Source organism: Mesorhizobium sp. M0659 (assembly GCF_040320605.1).
Lineage (GTDB): Bacteria > Pseudomonadota > Alphaproteobacteria > Rhizobiales > Rhizobiaceae > Mesorhizobium.
Genome location: NZ_JAMYPY010000003.1, coordinates 416,271 through 430,498 on the forward strand (window position 1 = coordinate 416,271; position 14,228 = coordinate 430,498).

Below are 14,228 nucleotides of genomic sequence, written 5' to 3' on the forward strand. Positions count from 1 at the left end.
CTCCGCCACCGAATCTCCAGACGGATCAAACAATGTTTGCAAGCTACAGGCCGATCCTCTCGCTGCTTCGCGGCACCGCTTTCCTGCTTGCGGCTTCGGGATTGCACGGCCTGTTGTTGCCGTTGCGCGGCCAGATCGAAGGGTTTTCGACCGCATCGCTCGGTCTGATGGGCACGGCCTGGGCCGGCGGCTTCGTCACCGGCTGCTTCTTCGCACCGCGCCTGGTGCGCCGCGCCGGCCACGTCCGGGCGTTCGGCGCCTTTGCCGCTTCGGGCGCCATCGTGGCGTTGCTTACCGGCCTGATCATCGACGAATATGTCTGGATCCTGCTGCGCGCCTTCACCGGCTTCACCATGGCCGGAGCCTTCATGGTCATCGAAAGCTGGCTGAACGAGAAGGCCACCAACGAGAACCGCGGCACCGTCTTCGGCCTCTACATGATGGTCACCTATGCCTCGATCATGGGCGGCCAGATGATCGTTGCCGGCGGCGACGTCAGATCGGCATCGCTGTTCATGATCACCGGCATATTGTTCTGCCTGTCGCTGATCCCGACCGCGGTGTCGTCCGCTTCGTCTCCCAAGCCTTTGCAGGACGTCAAGCTCGACGTCAAAGGTCTCTACGCCAACTCGCCGGTGTCGGCGATCGCCTGCCTGTTGGTCGGCATCGCCAATGGCGCCTGGGGCACGCTTGGCGCCGTCTACGGCGCCCGTATCGGCATCTCCACCGCCCAGATCGCACTGATGATGAGCCTTGTCGTTATTGCCGGCGCGGCCATGCAGCTTCCGGCCGGACGCCTCTCCGACAAGACCGACCGCCGTTTCGTGCTGGCGGGCGCGGCTTTCGGCGCCGCACTGTTCGCCATCCTGATCTTCCTGTTCGAACCGCGTTCCGCCGTCCTCGTCATTGTCTTCGCCGCCGCCTACGGCGCCTTTGCCTACACGCTCTATTCGATCGCCGTGGCGCATGCCAACGACCACGCCCGATCGGAGGATTTCGTCAAGGTCTCGGGCGGCCTGCTGCTTCTGTATGGCTTCGGAACCATGATCGGGCCCCTGCTGGCTGCCGCCCTGATGGGTTGGCTCCGCCCCGAAGGCCTGTTCCTGGCCACCGCGCTGGCGCATCTCAGCCTCGCCGCCTACACGTTCCTGCGCATCAGCCGCCGCGCGCCGGTGCCGATCGAAGACCGCGATGCCTTCAAGACCCAGCCGGCCGATCGCTCGGTCACCCCTGAAGCACTGCGGCTCAGAAAAGCGGAAGCCGACGGTTGAGATTTGAAAAGCTTTGCCCCACAAATATAGGCATGATCTTTTCTGACGCCTTCATGGCGATTGCCGACCCCAACCGGCGCTATCTTCTGGAAGAGCTCCGGCGTGGCCCGAAAACCGTCAACGAACTGGCTTCGGGCCTGCCAGTCTCCCGCCCGGCCGTGTCCCAGCATTTGAAAGTGTTGCTGGACGCCGGTCTGGTTCAGGCCAAGGCCGAGGGCACGAGGCGGGTCTATACAGTCAGCAATGGCGGCTTCCTCAAGCTCAATATTTGGCTTGATCAGTTCTGGGAAGCATAGGCCGCGATTCCAGCTCGCCTCCCTGGCTTTCAAGTGTCCGTTGCCAGCGCCTTGCCCAGCGCATCGAGCAGGAATCCGGTACCATGCTCGCGCGATGACGGTGTGTCGTGCCCATCGAGAAACGCGCCCTGCTCGGTCAGCACCAGACGCGTGCCCGTGCCTTCCGGGCGAAGCTCAATTGTCGCCAGCGAAACCGAGATTCTGACATCACCGAACAGCATGTCGTAGCTGTAGACGATGCGCTGGTTGGGCACGATGTCCTGATAGGTGGCGGTATAGGTGTGGATCGGCCCGTCCTTCGGCCCGCCGGCATTGACCTCCTGGCCGCCGACGCGAAAATCCATTTCGTGCCTGTGGGTCATCGGGTTGTCGGGGTCGGCGAACCAGCGCCGCTTGGCGGCCGGATCGCTGAGCGCGAAATAGACTTTCGCCGGTGCAACTGGATAGAGGCGCTCGAGGACGAAGGTGGAGTGGACGACGGATCGTTCGGCCATGGTCAGGTCCTCTTGGTCAGCTTGATGGTTTCTGCGCGACGAAGACGCCGTCGCGATAGGACGCGCCGAAATAGACTTCGACGGCGCGCAACCTGTCGTCATGGAACAGATGCAGTTCGGTGTTGCGGAAGGTCTTTCCGTCCGCCGTCTCGCAGCGATAGAGGACAAAGGCGGCGTCCTCGTCCTCGCATATCCGCTCGATGACGATCGAGCTGAAGGCCGGGCTGTCCGGCCAGCAGCGCTCGAAATAGGTCGCACGGTCGATGGCGTCGTCATAGGGGCTGGTGAAGGTGAAATCGTCGGCGAGCACCGCCGCGACGGCAGCCTTGTTATTCGCCTGGTAGGCGGAAAAATAGCCGCGGATCAACTCCGCTCTGCTTTTGCCGGGCATGGTCAATTCTCCTCTGCTTCAGGTCATTCGGTCCCGGCGAGAAAATCGCCGAGCCGGTCGAGCCGACGCTCCCATGTCAGCCGCCGTTCGTTGATCCAGTGTTCTGCGCTGCGCAGCGCCTGCGGCGCGATCTGGCAGGTGCGCACACGGCCGAGCTTTTCCGAGCGCACCAGCCCGCTTGCTTCGAGCACGTTGAGATGCTGGACGACGGCCGACAGCGACATCGCCAGCGGTTCGGCCAACTGGCTGACCGAGGCCGGCCCACGCGACAGCCGTTCGACCATGCTGCGCCTGGCTGGGTCCGCGAGCGCCTGGAACATCAGGTCGAACTGGGCGGGATCGTGCAGCATCGCGATCAGCCGTTATTGTAGGGAAAGAACTTGAAGTAGGGCTGCGCCTCCTCGACCACCCGGGCGAAGGACGGCCGCTTGAGCAGGCGGTCGTGGTAGTGTTTCACGGCCGGATAGCTGTCGCCGAATGGCTCGACCTTGTTGGCGTAGAACAGCGCCGGCGAGGCCGCGCAGTCGGCCATGGTGAAGGTAGGCCCGGCCGCCCAGAGTTTCGAGCGCATCTCCTCCTCGATGATCGCATAGGCGTTGCGCAGTTGCGCGCGCGCCTCATAGACCCCGAACGGATCGGTCTTGTCCTGCGGGCGCAACCTGTCGCCGACGATCTTCTGCATCGGCGCCTGCACGTAGAAATCGTAGAAACGGTCGGCCTGGCGGACCTGGAGAGCAAGGTCGGCCTCGGCCGGGATAAGCTCAACCGGCCCGGGATAATGCGCCGCCAGATATTCGATGACGATGGTCGATTCCAGCACCGTGCGGTTGCGTGCATCGTCACGCAGCGCCGGCATCTTGCCGGTCGGCGACACCTTCAGGAACGCTGCCCGCGACTGCTCGTCGCCGAGGTCGACGATAACCGGCGTGAAGGGCGTGTCGTTCTCGTAGAACGCAATCAGCGGTTTCCAGCAGAACGATGCCAGCGGATGGAAATGGAAGGTCAGGGACATTTTTTGCTCGTCTGTTTGTGGTTCGCCGATGCTGGAGCGGTGCCAGCCTGCGCCGACACTGAAGCATTTACTTAACTATTTCCGTGAGGCGAATGTGTCAAGGTTCTAGACTGCCTTCAGGGTTTGGTATGCGTGACGATGGCGGCAACGATCGTGCTCCAGTCGTCGGGATGCAGTTCGTGGCCACCGCCTTCGACGCGGACAAGCCGCCCGCCGGCAACAGCGTCGGCAAGGGCTGCGCCATGCTCGACCGGAAAGATCGGATCCGATGTCCCGTGAATGACGAGCAGCGGAACCTTGATCTCGCGCAGGCGTCCTTTCATATCCTCGCCGCCCTTCAGCATGAAATGGTTGGTCGCGCTCAGGAAGCCGCCGGATCGGTCGTAGTCCCGTTCGACGAACGCGCGCATCGCCTTCTCGTCGAACGGATGCGCGGTGCTGGCGATCGCACGCGCGTCCTTGACGACGAAGCCGATCACCTGGTCGCGGTTCGACCAGTCGACCCTGGCGCCACCGGCCGAGTGCTCCATATAGGCTTCGGTCGCCCCCGGCAGCTTCGATGTGTCGATCACCACCGGCGAACTGCTGATCACCGTCAGCGAGATGACACGCGAGGGATGTTTCAACACCAGTCGTTGCGCGATTATGCCGCCCATCGACATCCCGACCACATGCGCCTTTCCTATGCCATAGCTGTCGAGGACGCGCACCGCATCGTCCGCCATGTGGTCGAACGTATACGGCGGCTCGCCCGGCGCATATTTGGTCGACAGGCCGGTATCGCGGTTGTCGTAGCGGATCACGAAGCGGCCTTCGCCGGCGAGTTTTTTGCAGAGCGCCTCCGGCCACCACAGCATCGAGGCCATGGCGCCCATGATCAGCAGAACGGCTGGATCGCCGGGATCGCCGAACGTGTGGGAGGCGATTTCGGGTGCCTCGGCGTTTGTCATGGAACTCTCCTCGCTCCGGCCATCAAACTGATTGCGTTTTACAATCGGTTGCACGATAATAAAACTGATACGATAATGCAACTGGTTTTTTTGAGGAGAGTCGGATGAAAACCGAACGCCGCTCGGGATGCCCGATCAATCTGTCGCTGGAAGTGTTCGGCGATCGCTGGAGCCTGATCATCCTGCGCGACATGATTTTTGGCGGCAAACGCCACTTTCGCGAACTGCTCAACGGCTCGATCGAGGGCATCGCTTCCAACATCCTGGCCGACCGGCTGAAGCGGCTGATGGAACTCGGCATGCTGACCAAGGCCGACGACCCCTCGCACAAGCAGAAGGCGATCTACAGCCTGACCGAGATGGCCATCACGCTGGTGCCGATCATGGCGCATCTCGGCGCTTGGGGCCGCGTCTGGCTGCCGGTGAGCGAGGAACTTTCGATCCGCGCCGAGCTGCTGGAGAAAGGCGGGCCGCCAATGTGGGAGCAGTTCATGGACGAGTTGCGCCACGACCATCTGGGCACGCCTGTCGCCACACCCGCGCAGCCTTCCGTCCGCGCTACATTGCAGGCCGGATATGAGGCGGTGGTCGCCCGCAAGGCGTCGAGCGGCATCGAGGCCCCGGCCGCTTGACCAACTTATTTCCCCATTATCAGGCCGGCTCTGCTATCAAGGGGCTGAAAAACATAATTTACGGGATTGGATAACGCTCTTGGTCGAGAACTCTAAGGATACTGCCCGCGCCAGGGCAGATATGCGTTTCAAGAAGCAGGAAGAGGCAGCCACGGTGCGGCAGAAGGCGATGGCGGAGTATGTCGCCGAGGCCGACGCCCGCCAGGCCAAGACCAACAAGCTCCGGGCATTGCGCCTTGCCAAGGAAGCGGAAGACCTCGCCAACGCCCCTGCCGTTCCGGTCAAGAAAGCGCCCCGAGCCAAGAAAAAATAGCGCGGCCTTCTTCATCGACGCCCGATCTGGATGCCGGCGGATCGTATCCGCCATGTGCCACGATCAGCAATGCCCGCCATTCCGCTTTCCCACGCGAAGCAATTTCAACCGCAACCGGGATTTCGCATCCCGCATGTCAGGTCGATGATTGACGCGTTTTGATCAGGAGACAGCCATGACCGCACTGACCCTCGAAAAAGCCAAGCACATCATCGACGCCGCCTTCGCCAAGGGCGCCGAGATGAAGCTCAAACCGCTCGGCGTTTCCGTGCTGGATGCCGGCGCATCTCGTCGCCTTCCAGCGTCAGGACGGCGCCTCGTTCCTGCGCCCGCAAATGTCGGCCGGCAAGGCCTATGGGGCGCTGGCCATCGGCATGGGCTCGCGCCGTGTCGAGGCTTTCGCCAAGGAGCGGCCGCATCTCGTCGCCGGCATTTCCGACGTCTCGGGTGGACGCGTGTTGCCAGTCGTCGGCGGCGTGCTGATCCGCGACAAGGCAGGCGCCGCCATCGGCGCCGTCGGAATTTCGGGCGATACGTCGGACAATGACGAGGCCGCCGCCATCGCTGGCATCGAAGCCGCCGGCTTCACCGCCGATCCGGGCTGAGGGGGAGCTTCGTCATCCCAGGGCGAAGCAGGAGCGAAGCTCCGTCGCGAAGACCCCGGGATCCATGCCGCGACCTTTGCCGCAAGTGTAAGCGGAGCAGAATTCTGAACCGTTGCAACGCCTTAGCTTCACGGAATGGATCCCAAGGTCTGCGCTGCGTCGCTTCGCTCCTTGCTTCGCCCCAGGAGGACCAGAAAGAGCAGCCACGCCAATCGCGAACGGATGCGACCATCCAACGAAGGCGGCTAGTTCAAATTTATGTCTCTACTCGCCGACCGCATCGACACCGAAAACCCGGCCAGCACATCGAACAGGGCGATCACCATCAGCGTGAAGAAGACGGAGTGCGCCGCGCCCTTCACCAGCAGGAACTCGACCAGGAACGCCACGAAGACCAGCGTCGACAACAGATGGTCCATGATCGAGGCGTTCGTGGTGCGCACCGACTTCACCATTTCGAGGAACAGGAAGATCAGCCCGATCACCACCATCAGGTCGCCGAGCGTCATCGAGAACACCCCGCCCGACATCATGCTGAACGAGAAGATCTCGGTCGCCCACGGATCGTCGCCGCTGCCGAATATTCCGAGGAGTCCGAGATTGTAGGCCACGAAGGGCACGATCAGCAGCGGGATGGCACCGAACATCAGGCGTCTCCTCTAGCAATTCCAGGAAAGCGGTTTCCCAAGGAATTGCCTAAACAATGGGGGCACCTTCTGTAGAATGCCCCGCAGGCACGCCGTCAAGATTTTTCGCTAGCGCCCGCAAACACGGAAAAAGACCGCGCGAAACAACCCTGTCAGCCACAGTTGCCCCGGCTGACCACCGACACGCCGGGATTCAGCGCTTGAACTGGCCTGTCCGCACGGCGGCGCCGATAGCGTTCAGGATGAAAAGGCCGGCGGTCATCGAGGTGATCTCGTTGACGTCGCGCGCCGGCGCGATCTCGACGATGTCGATGCCGACGACACGTCCCTTGGCGAACAGCCCCTTGATCAGTTCGATCGTCTGCCGGTAGCTGATGCCGCCAGGCGCCGGCCCTTCGACCGCCGGCATGACAGCGGGATCGAGACCGTCGGCATCGATGGTCAGGTAATAACGGCCACCGTCCGGGATGCGCTTGAGCAGCGCCGCCGTACCGATATCCTGCCATTCATTGGCGGTGACGATGTTGGAGCCGTAGGCGCGGGCCGCCTCGACCTCCTCAAGCCGGGCGCTGCCCTGGCCACGGATGCCGAGCTGGAAAATCCCGGCTATATGCGCCATCTCCGAAGCGCGGCGGATGGGGCTGGAATAGCCTTCCCTGACCCCGTTGACATTGTCGCGCCAGTCGAGATGGGCATCGATCTGAACCAAGGTGATCGGCCCTTCGCCGTCAAGCGCCCGCAGGATCGGGATCGGGATGCCGTGATCGCCGCCAATGGTGATCGGCAAGGCGCCGGCGACGCGGATCTTGCGGATCGCCGTTTCGGCCAACCTGTAGTGGCCGCCGGCGGCATCGCCGGGAACATCGCCGACATCGACCACCTTGACGTCCTGCCCGTCGAACAGGGTTCCGCCAATGTCGAAATCATAGCGGTCGAGCCCGAGGCTGATGCGCTGCGAGGCGCGCCGCACCGCGGTCGGCGCGTTGGTCTGGTCGTTGACCAGCTCGTCGATCGTGTAGGGACTGCCGTAAGGCATGCCGATGATGGCGACATCCGCCTTCAGCGCATCGAGGTCCTCGACCAGCGGGAAGTTCATGAAGGTCTGGAAGATATCGCGGGGTGCTGTGGTGAGCTTGGTCATGCGGTCCCTCTGAAGCCGGTCGATCATCGCGCGGAAGCGCCGCGACAAGGCATGCGGACTCAATACAGCACCGCCGCCGCAGCTTGTATCGCCACGGACGCCCGGTCTTTGGCATAGTTGGCGGCGCGGCGCACCAAACGCAAAAAAACCGGCCAATGGCCGGTTCTTTTGGTATTCAAACCCTTCGAAAGCTGGTCTCAGCTTTCCTTGGGCGTCAGCACCTGGCGACCGCGATACATGCCGGTCTTCAGGTCGATATGGTGCGGGCGGCGCATTTCGCCGGAATTCTTGTCCTCGACATAGGTCGGGGCCTTGAGAGCGTCGGCCGAGCGGCGCATGCCGCGCTTGGACGGAGAGGTTTTTCGTTTCGGAACGGCCATGGATATGCTCCACTACATGGTCAAAATGCCCCGATAGCCCTCGTGAAAGGGCCGCGTCAGGGCCATAATCTGAGAAAGTCGGGTGCCTATACACGCCCTGCGCCGTTTTGGCCAGCACCGTGGCGATTTTTTTTGAGCCGGCAGCGGTTCGACCTAATCAAGACAACCGACATACGCGCCCGAACGGCCGGCGCGGCGTTCGATCAGCGACGCCAGGCGCCGCAGACCCGGACCGGGCTTGGCCGGATTGCGGGCGATCGGATTGGGCAACGAGACGGCGAGCAATGCCGCCTGCCGCCGCGACAGCTGTTTGGCCGAAACCCCGAAATGATGCTGCGCCGCCGCCTCGATGCCGTAAATGCCCGGCCCCCATTCGGCGATGTTGAGGTAGATCTCCATGATCCGTCGTTTCGACATCACCGCGTCGAAATAGACGGCCAGCGGCAGTTCGACCACCTTGCGCACCGAGCCCAGCGGCCGCGACCACAGGAAAAGGTTCTTCACCGTCTGCATGGTGATGGTGGAGGCGCCGCGCGTCGCTTCGCCGGCCAGCGCGTCGTCGACGACGCCGCGCAATTCGCCGAGATCGATGCCGCGATGGAAGCAGAACTGCCCGTCCTCCGACATGATCACCGAATTGGCCAGCACCGGCGACACATCGTCGATCGACACCCAGCGCCGGTCGTAACCGGAGAAGGTCGCGAGGTCTTTGACCATCAAGGTCGATATCGGATGCACGAAGGACGGCAGATAGAGGAAGGTCAGCCCAACGGGTATCGCCGCCAGCACGACGGCGACGACCAGGCCGCGCCGTGCCAGGCGCTTCAGACCGGCGCGGTTCACGCGCCTCGGTCGCGCCATCTCAAACCCTTCGGTTTCATGATCGACGATCGGTTCCGTCAAGCCGCCCCCACCCGCGCCACTCTCCCGCCTCCGGCATAATGGCGCGAGGCTTCTTGCGCAACGTCTGAGTGTCGGCTACCGCTCCCGGCCATGACGAAAGACGAGCAATTGGCCTTTGAGGCCGCACTTCTGGGGCGGGCGGCGGCGATCGAGGCCGGGCTCAGGCTGCTGCTCGACGGCCGCACGCTTGCCGGCGAGATCGCCCGGCCGGAGCGTCTGATGGCGGCCATGCGCCATGGCGTGCTGAACGGCGGCAAGCGGCTGCGCCCCTTCCTGGTCATGGAAAGTGCCGCCCTTTTCGGCGCCGATGGCGAGGCGGCGATGCGCGTGGCGGCGGCCATCGAATGCGTGCATTGCTATTCGCTGATCCATGACGATCTGCCTGCCATGGACGACGACGATCTGCGCCGCGGCCAGCCGACCGTGCACAAGGCCTTCGGTGAAGCCACCGCCATCCTTGCCGGCGATGCGCTTCTGACGCTTGCCTTCGATGTCCTCGCCGATGAGGCGACGGCGCTGCCGGCGGAGCGCAGGGCGGCACTGGTGCTGGCGCTGGCGCGCGCGGCCGGCACTGGGGGCATGGTCGGCGGGCAGACGCTCGATCTCGAAGCCGAGCGCAGCAGGCCGGACGAAGCCGGCATTATCCGGCTGCAGGCGATGAAAACCGGCGCGCTGATCCGCTTCGGCTGCGAAGCCGGCGCGATTATTGCCGGCGCCGCACCGCAGGACCGCGACCGGCTGGCCGAATTCGGCTCGGCGGTCGGGCTTGCTTTCCAGCTCGCCGACGACCTGCTCGACCTGACCGCCGATGCCAGCCAGATGGGCAAGGCGACCGGCAAGGACGCAGCCGCCGGCAAGGCGACGCTGGTGGCGCTGCATGGCGCGAACTGGGCGCGCAGCCAGCTCCATGGGCTGGTCAAGCAGGCCCATGAACTGCTCGAGCCTTACGGTGAACAGGCAGCCTTGCTGAAGGCAGCGGCAAGCTTCGTTGCAATCCGCAACAACTGAGGTTTGGGCGATCGGATGCCGAACCGTTTTCGGAATTTGTCGGCCTTGCGCTGCCTTGCTTTGGTGTCTCTCAAATGCCCCAAAGCAACTGCGCGCTCTATCTGACCTTGACGACGACCTTGCCCTTGGCGCGTCCTGTTTCGACGTAAGCCAGCGCCTCATTGGTCGCTTCAAAAAGAAAGACCCTGTCGACGACCGGGCGAATCGCCCCATCTTCGATGAGGGACGTGATTTTGCTCAGTTGCTCACCTTGCGCCGACATGAACAGGAACGAAAATCCCACGCCCCGGCGCTTGGCTTTGGTCCTGATACCACGGCTCAGCAGCCGCAGCAGCAGCCTTAGCACCACGTTCAGTCCCTGTTTCCTGGCAAATTCGGGATCCGGAGGACCGGAAATCGAGATGAGCTTCCCACCCGGTTTCAGCACAGTCAGGGATTTCTCAAGCGTCTTGGCGTCCTGGCTGTTCAGGACGACGTCGTAGCCCGACAGGATTTTCTCGAAGTCGTCCTTCCTGTAGTCGACGACGACATCGGCGCCGAGATCCCTGACCAGATCGTTGCTTGCCGCGCCCGCTGTTGTCGCAACGATCGCGCCGAGGTGCTTTGCCAACTGGATGGCGAATGTCCCCACGCCGCCGGAGCCAGCCTGGATGAAGATCTTCTGGCCTGTCTTCAGACCCGCCCTCTCGATGAGAGCCTGCCAGGCGGTCAGACCGACCAGCGGGATCGAGGCCGCCTCTTCCATGCTGAGGTTCGCCGGCTTCAGCGCCACGTCGGCTTCATCGATTGCGATGAATTCGGCGAATGTCCCGATCCGGCCGTCGGGCGGCCGCGCATAGACGGCGTCGCCGGGTTTGAATTTGCGGACTTTCGAGCCCACCCTGACAACCCTCCCGGCAACGTCGTGACCGAGGATGAAGGGCCGGCGATAGGGAAGGACGAGTTTGAATTCGCCGGTCCTGATTTTGGAATCCAGCAGGTTCACCCCGGCGGCATGGACCTCGACCAGGACGTCATTGTCCAGCAGCTCCGGCTCCGGCATCTCGGCCAGCCGCAAAATGCCTTTCTTGCTATATTTATCGACAACGAATGCCTTCATGGCAGTGACTTTCTGAGAGTGTCCGTTGGTGTGCCGTTTGTGTGTGAAATTCTCCGTCCCACCGTTGTTCAGACCGGCAGGCGGAACTGCTTGCGCAAGGTCTTGTCGAACATCCCCGCGGGGGCGAAGCGGCGCAGCAGGCTGACCTGGCGCGCTGCCTTCCCTGCGGTATAGCGCCGTCGCGGACGGGCGTCCGTCGCTGCCTTGACGACCACATCCGCCACCACTTCCGGCCGATCGGCTTTGGGCATCACATCGGCAAGCAGCGCCTTGAGACCGGCGCGCGCCTGATCGTAGTCCTTCAACAGGGAATCCGGCTCGATGCCGTTCTGGTCGAAGACGGTGCGCACGAATGCCGGCTCGATGACCGAGACGCGAATGTTGAAGGCGCGAACCTCATGATCGAGCGATTCCGAATAGCCCTCCAGCGCGTGCTTGACCGCGGAGTAGTGCGCTGAGTATGGCGCGGGCACCAATCCCAGAATCGAGCCGATGTTGACGATGCGCCCTTGGCCGCGGCGCCGCATCGACGGCAACACCGCATTGGTCATGCGCATGACGCCGAACAGATTGACGTCGAACAGAGCCTGCACCTGTGCGACCGAAGATTCCTCGGCGCCGCCAAGCAGGCCGACACCGGCATTGTTGACCAAGAGGTCGATGCGGCCGGTCTGGGCCAGCACGGTTGAAACCAGGGCGCTGACCGACTCTCCGTCGGTCACGTCGCAGGTCAGCATGGACACCTGCGCCGGGCCGTTGCCGGCCTTGCTGCGGCTTGTCCCGAAGACGGTATACCCCGCCCGCGCCAAGGCCTCGGCACTGGCGCGGCCGATGCCCGAAGAGGCTCCGGTCACGACTGCGGTCTTTCCAGAGTTCGCATTCATTTTTATGCTCCAAAGCCACTGGGGCTAGCTTTCGTTCGCTGGTTGAATTATGATCATAATATCAAATTACGACCGTAATGCAATAGCAGAAAGGAATAGCAGCCATGCGCTACGAAAAGGGCCGAAAGGACGCCTCCCGCGATCGCATCGTGGAGGTCGCAGCCCAGCGTTTTCGCGGTGACGGCATCGCCGCGTCCGGACTGGCAGCCATTATGGGCGACGCCGGACTGACGAACGGAGCCTTCTATCCGCATTTCCAGTCCAAGGCGGAGCTCGTGCGTGAAAGCCTTGTAGCGGCACTGGAGAGCCAGGTGCAGCAACTGCAGGAGGTATTGGCCGCCGGTGGTCCGGAGATGGGCATAGCGGCGTATCTGTCAGCTGCGCACCGGGACAACCCGGGAACGGGCTGCGCCAACGCCGCGCTGCTCCCGGAACTCGCGCGTCAGCCGCTCGAAACGCGACAAGTCTATACCGAACGCTTGCTGGTTCTGGTGCGCCAGTTGTCTGCAGCGCTTCCGCAGGCCAGGGATCCGGAAGGCGTTGCCATGGGCGTCTTTGCGACCCTCATCGGCGCGCTTCAACTGGCCCGCGCGGTGGCAGGGACCGAATTGTCGGATCGCTTCCTTGCGGCAGGAGCAGATGCCGCGCGCAGGCTGATCCAGCCACGTGACGGGGAGAAGGCATCCTAGAGGTCGGTGGCGGCAGCGGCAAAGGGCAGCCCTGACATCGTCCTCGGGTCGCACACAGGAAGGGCCGGCTTTTGGAGGCGGGCCGAACCGGTATTTCGCTCCGATTCAATCGGGTCTAACGCAGATGCCTGAGCTTGTCGGGATTGCGCATGACATAGACGGCCGCGATCTTCCCGTCCTCGATGTCAAGCGCGGTCGTCTGCAGTTCGCCATCGGCCTCCCGCGTGACGAACCCCGGCAGTCCATTGACGAAGCCGATGCGCACCAGCGTCGAGCGATTGTCGCGCAGCCAGGCCGCGACTTGCGCGTATTGCTTCATGACGGCGTCGAAGCCCAGCACCGGCGCCAAAGCCGCCGGACGCTTGCCGCCGCCATCGGCATGAGCGCTGACATCTTCCGTCAGCAGCGCGCCGAGCGCCTGCATGTCGCCGCTGCGCGATGCCGCGTAAAAGGCTTCGGCGATCTCCAGGCCACGCTGCTTCTCCACCTTGAAGCGGGGCCGCGCCTCGCGGACATGGCCCCGTGCGCGAGCGGCAAGCTGGCGGCAGGCGGCTGAATCGCGCTCGATGGCGGTCGCGACCTCCTCGAATTCCAGCCCGAACACATCGTGCAGCAGAAAGGCCGCCCGCTCGAGCGGCGAAAGCCGCTCCAGCGCCAACATCAGCGGCAAGGTGACATCTTCAAGATCGTCCTCTTCGACGATGGGCTCGGGCAGCCAAGGGCCGATATAGGTCTCGCGCTGGCGCCGCGTGGATTTGAGCTGGTCAAGGCAAAGCCGCGTCACCGTGCGGCGCAGGAACGCTTCTGGCTCGCGAACCTGCGAGCGGTCGGTCCCCATCCAGCGGATGAAGGCATCCTGCACGACATCCTCGGCGTCGCTCACCGAGCCCAGCATGCGATAGGCGACCCGCATCAGCTTCGGACGCAGCGGGCCGAAGCCCGCTGCCGCGTCGTCGGGTGCCGTCGCCGTCATCAGGCCGCCTTGGCGCTGGCGCGTATCGTTGCTGCGTCGGTGTAGAGCCCGAAGCCAACGGCGATGCGGTTCCAGCCATTGATGATGTTGATCAAAACGGTGAGCTTCACCTGCTCCTCCTCGGTGAAATGCGCCTTAAGATCATCATAGGCGCTTTCGCGGTCCTGTCCTTCCGAGAGGCGCGTCAGCGCATCGGTCCAGCCGAGCGCGGCACGCTCGCGGTCGCTGTAGCAGGGCGCTTCGCGCCAGGCCGGCAGCAGATAGATGCGCTGCTCGGTCTCGCCATTCTCGCGCGCTTCGGTGGCATGCAGATTGATGCAGTTGGCGCAGCCATTGATCTGCGACGCCCGAAGCTTCACCAGCTCGTTGAGGCTGTGCTCGAGCCCGGCGGCGACGGAGAGTTCGGTCGATGCGCGCTGCCACTGCTTGATCAGCGCAGGGGCGGCGGCGAAGAGGTCGATTTTGGCAGTCATGATTGCAGTCCTTGTGTTGGGTACGCCATCATGACGAGGCAGGTCCGGCCGGTGTGACATTCAGGCT

The 14,228-nt window shown here is 63.3% G+C and carries 19 protein-coding genes and 1 pseudogene; 7 read left to right on the plus strand and 13 right to left on the minus strand.

All coding sequences use genetic code 11. The features are described from left to right. The first annotated feature begins 32 nt into the window (after nt 1–32). Both NKI31_RS07470 and NKI31_RS07475 read left to right on the plus strand, forming a co-directional pair. Nucleotides 33–1,271 (plus strand): MFS transporter, encoded by a 1,239-nt coding sequence (locus NKI31_RS07470; protein ID WP_352651013.1) that lies wholly within the window; start codon nt 33–35, stop codon nt 1,269–1,271. Between the two features lie 32 nt (nt 1,272–1,303). Continuing rightward, the gene (locus NKI31_RS07475; protein WP_352651015.1) at nt 1,304–1,567 is read left to right on the plus strand and encodes an ArsR/SmtB family transcription factor; all 264 of its coding nucleotides are present in this window, start codon (nt 1,304–1,306) and stop codon (nt 1,565–1,567) included. A 29-nt stretch (nt 1,568–1,596) separates the two neighbouring features. On the opposite strand, the gene NKI31_RS07480 is transcribed toward NKI31_RS07475, so the two are convergent. From NKI31_RS07480 to NKI31_RS07500, 5 genes are all read right to left on the minus strand, one after another. Then, a complete protein-coding gene (locus NKI31_RS07480) occupies nt 1,597–2,061 on the minus strand; it encodes an SRPBCC family protein (protein ID WP_023715031.1) in 465 nt (154 codons plus the stop codon). A 16-nt stretch (nt 2,062–2,077) separates the two neighbouring features. Next, nucleotides 2,078–2,452 carry a nuclear transport factor 2 family protein gene (locus NKI31_RS07485; protein WP_032887163.1) on the minus strand — a complete coding sequence of 125 codons (375 nt, stop codon included), beginning with the start codon at nt 2,450–2,452 and terminating at the stop codon, nt 2,078–2,080. A gap of 23 nt (nt 2,453–2,475) precedes the next feature. Next, on the minus strand, nt 2,476–2,802 hold the full coding sequence (locus tag NKI31_RS07490; protein ID WP_352651017.1) for an ArsR/SmtB family transcription factor: 327 nt from the start codon (nt 2,800–2,802) through the stop codon (nt 2,476–2,478). Nucleotides 2,803–2,807: 5 nt separating this feature from the next. Further along, entirely contained in the window at nt 2,808–3,464 is a 657-nt protein-coding gene (locus tag NKI31_RS07495; protein WP_352651019.1) for a glutathione S-transferase family protein, read from the minus strand. Nucleotides 3,465–3,580: 116 nt separating this feature from the next. After that, a complete protein-coding gene (locus NKI31_RS07500) occupies nt 3,581–4,414 on the minus strand; it encodes an alpha/beta fold hydrolase (protein ID WP_352651021.1) in 834 nt (277 codons plus the stop codon). A 104-nt stretch (nt 4,415–4,518) separates the two neighbouring features. Here NKI31_RS07500 and NKI31_RS07505 point away from each other — a divergent pair, with 104 nt between their 5' ends. The 3 genes and pseudogenes from NKI31_RS07505 to NKI31_RS07515 all read left to right on the plus strand — a co-directional run bounded on the left by NKI31_RS07505 (nt 4,519) and on the right by NKI31_RS07515 (nt 5,964). Further along, nucleotides 4,519–5,046, plus strand: coding sequence for a winged helix-turn-helix transcriptional regulator (locus NKI31_RS07505; RefSeq protein WP_352651023.1), 528 nt, complete (start codon nt 4,519–4,521; stop codon nt 5,044–5,046). 79 nt (nt 5,047–5,125) lie between these two features. Further along, entirely contained in the window at nt 5,126–5,359 is a 234-nt protein-coding gene (locus tag NKI31_RS07510; protein WP_023684002.1) for a hypothetical protein, read from the plus strand. 175 nt (nt 5,360–5,534) lie between these two features. Then, nucleotides 5,535–5,964, plus strand: a pseudogene (locus NKI31_RS07515) (GlcG/HbpS family heme-binding protein). 245 nt (nt 5,965–6,209) lie between these two features. On the opposite strand, the gene NKI31_RS07520 reads toward NKI31_RS07515, so the two are convergent. The 4 genes from NKI31_RS07520 to NKI31_RS07535 all read right to left on the minus strand — a co-directional run bounded on the left by NKI31_RS07520 (nt 6,210) and on the right by NKI31_RS07535 (nt 8,993). After that, complete coding sequence (locus tag NKI31_RS07520; RefSeq protein ID WP_023670154.1) at nt 6,210–6,611, minus strand: hypothetical protein; 402 nt, start codon at nt 6,609–6,611, stop codon at nt 6,210–6,212. A 193-nt stretch (nt 6,612–6,804) separates the two neighbouring features. Beyond that, entirely contained in the window at nt 6,805–7,752 is a 948-nt protein-coding gene (locus tag NKI31_RS07525; protein WP_352651025.1) for an agmatinase, read from the minus strand. A 197-nt stretch (nt 7,753–7,949) separates the two neighbouring features. Continuing rightward, the gene (gene rpmF / locus NKI31_RS07530) at nt 7,950–8,132 is read right to left on the minus strand and encodes a 50S ribosomal protein L32 (protein WP_008834724.1); all 183 of its coding nucleotides are present in this window, start codon (nt 8,130–8,132) and stop codon (nt 7,950–7,952) included. A 153-nt stretch (nt 8,133–8,285) separates the two neighbouring features. Beyond that, nucleotides 8,286–8,993 (minus strand): transglycosylase domain-containing protein, encoded by a 708-nt coding sequence (locus tag NKI31_RS07535; protein WP_352651057.1) that lies wholly within the window; start codon nt 8,991–8,993, stop codon nt 8,286–8,288. Between the two features lie 132 nt (nt 8,994–9,125). Here NKI31_RS07535 and NKI31_RS07540 point away from each other — a divergent pair, with 132 nt between their 5' ends. Beyond that, on the plus strand, nt 9,126–10,043 hold the full coding sequence (locus NKI31_RS07540) for a polyprenyl synthetase family protein (RefSeq protein ID WP_352651027.1): 918 nt from the start codon (nt 9,126–9,128) through the stop codon (nt 10,041–10,043). A gap of 97 nt (nt 10,044–10,140) precedes the next feature. Here the strand turns inward: NKI31_RS07540 and NKI31_RS07545 are convergent, their stop codons facing one another. Next, nucleotides 10,141–11,142, minus strand: coding sequence for an NADP-dependent oxidoreductase (locus NKI31_RS07545; RefSeq protein WP_352651029.1), 1,002 nt, complete (start codon nt 11,140–11,142; stop codon nt 10,141–10,143). A gap of 68 nt (nt 11,143–11,210) precedes the next feature. Beyond that, the gene (locus tag NKI31_RS07550) at nt 11,211–12,026 is read right to left on the minus strand and encodes an oxidoreductase (RefSeq protein WP_352651031.1); all 816 of its coding nucleotides are present in this window, start codon (nt 12,024–12,026) and stop codon (nt 11,211–11,213) included. A gap of 104 nt (nt 12,027–12,130) precedes the next feature. On the opposite strand from NKI31_RS07550, the gene NKI31_RS07555 reads away from it, so the two are divergent. Beyond that, nucleotides 12,131–12,715, plus strand: a complete 585-nt coding sequence (locus NKI31_RS07555; protein ID WP_023818413.1) for a TetR/AcrR family transcriptional regulator — start codon at nt 12,131–12,133, stop codon at nt 12,713–12,715. Between the two features lie 115 nt (nt 12,716–12,830). Here NKI31_RS07555 and NKI31_RS07560 read toward each other — a convergent pair whose 3' ends face one another. Together NKI31_RS07560 and NKI31_RS07565 are read right to left on the minus strand one after the other, a co-directional pair. Continuing rightward, complete coding sequence (locus tag NKI31_RS07560; RefSeq protein WP_352651034.1) at nt 12,831–13,688, minus strand: sigma-70 family RNA polymerase sigma factor; 858 nt, start codon at nt 13,686–13,688, stop codon at nt 12,831–12,833. Then, complete coding sequence (locus NKI31_RS07565; RefSeq protein WP_023673089.1) at nt 13,688–14,161, minus strand: carboxymuconolactone decarboxylase family protein; 474 nt, start codon at nt 14,159–14,161, stop codon at nt 13,688–13,690. The genes NKI31_RS07560 and NKI31_RS07565 overlap by 1 nt, the downstream gene beginning before the upstream one ends. Nucleotides 14,162–14,228 lie beyond the last annotated feature (67 nt).